General features: G+C 47.7%; 1 protein-coding gene. It reads right to left on the reverse strand.

Annotation, left to right across the window (positions count from 1 at the left end):
- Positions 1-377 (reverse strand): hypothetical protein (locus KH400_RS30050; RefSeq protein ID WP_217228351.1); only part of this gene is annotated, 377 nt, incomplete at both ends.

Raw genomic sequence — 377 nt, forward strand, 5'->3', positions numbered from 1 at the left:
TTTCCTTCTTTCCCTTCCCCTCTTTCTTTTCTTTTCCTTCCCTCTCCCCCTCCTTTCCTCCCTCTCCTTTTCCTTTTTCTTTCTCCCTCCCCCCCTCCTTTTTCTTTCTCCTCCCTTCTTCCCCTTCCTCCCTTCTTTCTTTTCCTCCTTTCTCTCCTTCCTTCTTTTCCCCCCTCCCCCCTCTCCCTTCCCTCTTTTTCTCTTTCCTTTCTTTTTCTTTCTTCCCTTTCTTCCTCCTTTCTTCTTTTCTTTTTTTTCCCCCCCCTTCTTTCTTCTCTTTTTTTTTTCCCTCTTCCCTCTCTTTCCTTTCCTCCTCCCTCCTCTCTTTCTTTTTCTTCCCTTCCTTCTCTCCTTCCCCTCCCCCCCTCCCCTCCTTT

It is taken from the genome of Desertibacillus haloalkaliphilus (genome assembly GCF_019039105.1).
Taxonomy (GTDB): Bacteria; Bacillota; Bacilli; order Bacillales; family KJ1-10-99; genus Desertibacillus; species Desertibacillus haloalkaliphilus.